Source organism: Rhodoferax sp., assembly GCF_037143375.1.
Taxonomy (GTDB): Bacteria; Pseudomonadota; Gammaproteobacteria; order Burkholderiales; family Burkholderiaceae_C; genus Rhodoferax.
On record NZ_JBAWYV010000217.1, the window covers coordinates 1 to 4,128 of the forward strand.

A 4,128-nucleotide genomic window follows, 5' to 3' on the forward strand; every position below is an offset into this window, starting at 1 on the left:
GGCAAGGTGATTACCCAGCTGCAACCCGCCGCGCTGGTGCTGACCGCCCCCGGCGACTGGCGAGTGCTGCAAGGCCTGCGCGCGGTGGCAAAACAGCACGCCCTTGCGCTGGACCTTCGCGATGACACCCATTTCTTCAGCACCGTGCGCGAATTTGCTGCGCATGCCGACGGCCGCAAACAGCTGCGCCTGGAATACTGGTACCGCGAATTGCGGCACAAGCACGGAATTCTGATGGAGGGCAAAGCCCCGGTGGGTGGGCAATGGAATTTTGATGCCGACAACCGCGAAGCCTTTGGCGAATCGGGCCCGCAGAATGTGCCACCGCCAACCCGCTTTGCGCTGGACACCATCACGCAAGAGGTTATGGCGCTGGTCAATAAACGCTTTGCCAGCCACCCCGGCACCATGCACAGCTTCAGCTGGCCAGTGACACGCCCCCAGGCTCTGTTTGCATTGTCACGAGGTTATCGCCCTACATTACTCACGGTTTGCTGAGCCTGCGGGATGTTTACGCCGACGTGTACGCCCGCTATCCGTTGGACGCGAAGCACAAGTTTGTTTTCGAGTTGGGCTGGCGTGCCTACTACAGACATGTGTGGGCGCACATTGGCGAGGGCATACATAAGTCCTTGCACTCTGGGCTGCTGCCCGACGATGCCTACCGGGCTGAAATGCCTGCAGATGTACTGGAAGCGCGCACAGGGATTGCAGCCATCGACCTAACCGTACGTCAACTCTACGAGACGGGATACCTTCATAACCATGCCCGTATGTGGCTGGCAAGCTATGTGGTTCACTTTCGCAAGGTGCACTGGTACACGGCTGCGCAGTGGATGATTGGACATTTACTCGACGGCGATGTGGCCAGCAACCACTTGAGCTGGCTGTGGGCGGCTGGCACGGGCAGCACCAAACCGTATCTATTTAACGCTGAGAATGTCGCCAAATACGCACCTGCGCATTGGCATAGTCCCGGCACGGTGATCGATACCAGTTACGAAAACTTGGACCTCCTTGCCCGCAGCGCTGCAGCGGTGGACCACCTCATTGACAACGGTCGAGCATACTTCGGCATTGCGAAGCCCGCTCTGCTGGCTGCACCTCCTGGAGCAACGTGGTGTGAGCCTGACCACTCCATAGTGGCTGGCCGCAATGTCTGGTTGGTCCACCCATGGTCGATGGGTTCGGTATCGCAGGACGTTGGTGCTGATGTATTGTTAATTGGCGTCGCGTTTGCCGAATGCCATGCACAGACTCCTTGGAGCGCACGACGGTGGCGCTTCGTCACCGAAGGTCTCTTGTCACGGACCCCGCAACTATGGTCGGGAAGCGTTCAGCAGATTGCGCATGCTTTAAAGGGAGCGCGATCCGTAGGCTGGCAACTAGATGCACATGCCGATTCTGCGTTGGAAAGGTTGCAGGGTCTGCTTCAAGCGGGGCAAGCTCATCAGGTCGTTACATCCTCTCCACAGCCCAATCTCTTTGAGCCTGTAGCGCAATATTGTGAAAGCTTTGCGAAGTGGTGGCGCCACACAAAAATCGCGCTGTGATGGCGTGTTACCAAGTTATTTCATTTCGTTGGTAGTCCCCGAAATGGGCACCTTGCCGACCACTGTTTCAGCCAACTTGTTGCATCGACCGGTTGAATTCAAGGCTACGTCCAGTCAGCAAACTGCCATAACAACTAAGGGCGAACAAGTGGCGATTGAACTCAGGCTCATTTCCTCTGCCCATCAACTCAAACAACTCACCCGGGGAAGTCTTGTTTGTGAATCACAAGGTCTTTGGCCATGCCAACCGTCATTGCGACAATCGCAGGCCCAATGAATAAACCTACCGGACCGAGTAACTTTAAGCCGCCGATGAGGCCCAGCAGTACGAGGTACGGGTTCACCTTTGAAGCACCGCTTATCAAATTCGGTTTGATGACATTTTCAAACAGAAGCCAGACTACGCCTAGGTCTACGGCCATGATGACTGCGTACGTTACCTCCCCGGAAAAGTAGAGATAAACGATGCTTGGCACAATAATGACAGGCATAACCATCGGTATGACGCCCAGTAGTCCAGCGATTAAGCCTAAAAGCATGCCCGACTTCACGCCGCCGAGGACTAAAGGAATCGCAAGGAGCACGCCTTCAATAAGGCCCAGCAGAATAACGCCATTGATTGTGCCGCGCAGGGCGACGACACCCCTGTCAACAACGCTCACGCTTTTTTCACTAAACCAGTGCGTCAGGGTCTCTGCGTAGTGCTTCTTGATGAAATCCCCATTTTTCAGCATGAAGTAAAACGACACCATCATCACTAAAGCGGTGACAAAACCAGTGGATAGTTGCAGTGCTAACGTGGTCACCCAGCTCGTGAGTTGGTTGCCTGATATCTTATTGATGGTGGCGATGGCGCCCGTGCTGCTGCTGATATGCGTTACCCACAACTCTGATAAGTTGGAGGCAAATGGCAACACGCTAATGAACGCTGGGACCGGTATAAGGCCTTGGGCATTTCTCGTTAGAAAGCTGTTCCCCGCGCTGTAAAGCTGCGCAATGTCGTAGCCGACATAGGCGAGCGGCAACACGAAAACGATAATGAACACAAAGGCAAACAACATCGCGGGATTCTTCAGCTTTTCACCGAATTTAACCGTCGCTCGGTTGAAAAGTGGCCACAGCGATATGGCGAAAACCGCACCCCAAACGAGACCAGGGAGGAAGTCTTTCAGCATCCAAGCCGTGATGAGAAAGAATGTTCCTGCAAAGGCCAGATATCGATTTTGGTACATAGGTTTGATTTTCGCTCAGTCAAAAATATTCGAACTCCTGCCAGGATGAAAGATGTTATCCGGGCTGTAGACAAACGAATTATCTGATCTGAATGTGTCCATCGCGTCGTTCCTGCACCACCGTCTCTGCGAACCAACCAGTGAAAATGAGCCACCGGCAGCCACCCTGGACGCGAACTAGGTATTGCCCGGAACAAGGTGTTGGAGGGATTCATCTCCCAAGATGTCCGGCCCCAAACGGGTGCAGCCCAGTTCACCGTGCTCATTGAGCACCATTGCCTTGAGCGCCTGGCCAGCGTAGAAGTGCCACTTCTCGTCAGATTGAATCAGCTATTAAGTTCATTTTTACTGGACAGCATCAAAAATGTTCAAGCTTTATTCTTGGCTTGCACTGAGCAGATCACCTTATTCAGTACTTGGTCTGTCAGAAAACGCTAGCTGCATTTCAGGGACATAAGTTGCCGTGATCCAGGTGCAGATGGCCTCTGAAATCAACTCTTCAGAATGACCGGCCTCGTCACTTTCACGCGCCACTTGATCTGCTGAAGTGAGCACGCTGACAAACAATTGAAGAACGCCTTGAATGCCACCGTGAGCCAAAGCGGTATCACCAAGACTTTTCAGCGCTTCCCAGGCTGCAGTTTCATTCGTCGATGCCATGTGTGAACCTTACTTCAGTGCTTCTTCGAACTCGGCCTGTTCTTTGCCAATGGCAGTGAATTTTTTCATCTTGGCGCGGTTGTCAGCCCAATTGAGCATGGCACCCTCCAGGTTTTCTTTGAAGTGAGCAAGTGCTGAATCTTTGACCGCTTGGGTTGCAGTACTTGACCACAGTTCAATCAGGTCTGACAGACCGTTGTCAAAATCATCAAACGATTCAAGATAGATCCATTGGCCGGTTTTATCAAACATGTTTTCTTTCGGTTAATTAAATTAGTTGGCTTGGCGGGGCTATCCGTCAATTTTCACTCAGGGAATCACGGCTTCAGCGACGGCGCCGACCGCCTTGGCTGTGATTTTGACCCCGGTGGCGACCACCGTGACCGCCGCATCTGCGACTGCAATCACAGCACAGGCATGAAGAGAAAGGACGGCGAGGGCGATAACGGCCAGTCTTATGCCGTTTTTCAGCGTGGACATTGAGAGAGTGGGGGTGACAAGCGGTGTATTCATACGAAGCAATATTCAGAAATAGTTCAACCGAACCAATGCAGAACCCAAATGAAACTCAATGAATCCGTTGGGCCAAGAAAAAAGCCCCTGCAATTGCTCGCAAGGGCTTGTTTCGTTTTGTATCTGGCTCCTCGACCTGGGCTCGAACCAGGGACCTACGGATTAACAGT

At 53.1% G+C, this 4,128-nt stretch carries 6 protein-coding genes; 2 read left to right on the forward strand and 4 right to left on the reverse strand.

The window, feature by feature from the left end; genetic code table 11:
• Both WCG50_RS17860 and WCG50_RS17865 read left to right on the forward strand, forming a co-directional pair.
• A partial coding sequence (locus WCG50_RS17860) for a cryptochrome/photolyase family protein (protein ID WP_336900947.1) occupies positions 1-498 on the forward strand: 498 nt, incomplete at its 5' end.
• A gap of 41 nt (positions 499-539) precedes the next feature.
• Entirely contained in the window at positions 540-1,553 is a 1,014-nt protein-coding gene (locus WCG50_RS17865; protein WP_336900948.1) for an FAD-binding domain-containing protein, read from the forward strand.
• A gap of 197 nt (positions 1,554-1,750) precedes the next feature.
• On the opposite strand, the gene WCG50_RS17870 is transcribed toward WCG50_RS17865, so the two are convergent.
• The 4 genes from WCG50_RS17870 to WCG50_RS17885 form a co-directional block, all read right to left on the reverse strand.
• The gene (locus tag WCG50_RS17870; protein WP_336900949.1) at positions 1,751-2,785 is read right to left on the reverse strand and encodes an AI-2E family transporter; all 1,035 of its coding nucleotides are present in this window, start codon (positions 2,783-2,785) and stop codon (positions 1,751-1,753) included.
• Between the two features lie 405 nt (positions 2,786-3,190).
• Entirely contained in the window at positions 3,191-3,445 is a 255-nt protein-coding gene (locus WCG50_RS17875; RefSeq protein ID WP_336900950.1) for a hypothetical protein, read from the reverse strand.
• A gap of 9 nt (positions 3,446-3,454) precedes the next feature.
• Positions 3,455-3,697 (reverse strand): hypothetical protein, encoded by a 243-nt coding sequence (locus tag WCG50_RS17880; RefSeq protein ID WP_336900951.1) that lies wholly within the window; start codon positions 3,695-3,697, stop codon positions 3,455-3,457.
• Between the two features lie 57 nt (positions 3,698-3,754).
• Positions 3,755-3,958 (reverse strand): hypothetical protein, encoded by a 204-nt coding sequence (locus WCG50_RS17885; RefSeq protein WP_336900952.1) that lies wholly within the window; start codon positions 3,956-3,958, stop codon positions 3,755-3,757.
• Between the last annotated feature and the right edge of the window lie 170 nt (positions 3,959-4,128).

Excerpts from the sequence above, each read along its gene's own strand:
- WCG50_RS17870 (WP_336900949.1), bottom strand. The coding sequence starts at position 2,785 with ATGTACCAAAATCGATATCTGGCCTTTGCAGGAACATTCTTTCTCATC.
- WCG50_RS17880 (WP_336900951.1), bottom strand. The coding sequence starts at position 3,697 with ATGTTTGATAAAACCGGCCAATGGATCTATCTTGAATCGTTTGATGAT.
- WCG50_RS17885 (WP_336900952.1), bottom strand. The coding sequence starts at position 3,958 with ATGAATACACCGCTTGTCACCCCCACTCTCTCAATGTCCACGCTGAAA.
- WCG50_RS17875 (WP_336900950.1), bottom strand. The coding sequence starts at position 3,445 with ATGGCATCGACGAATGAAACTGCAGCCTGGGAAGCGCTGAAAAGTCTT.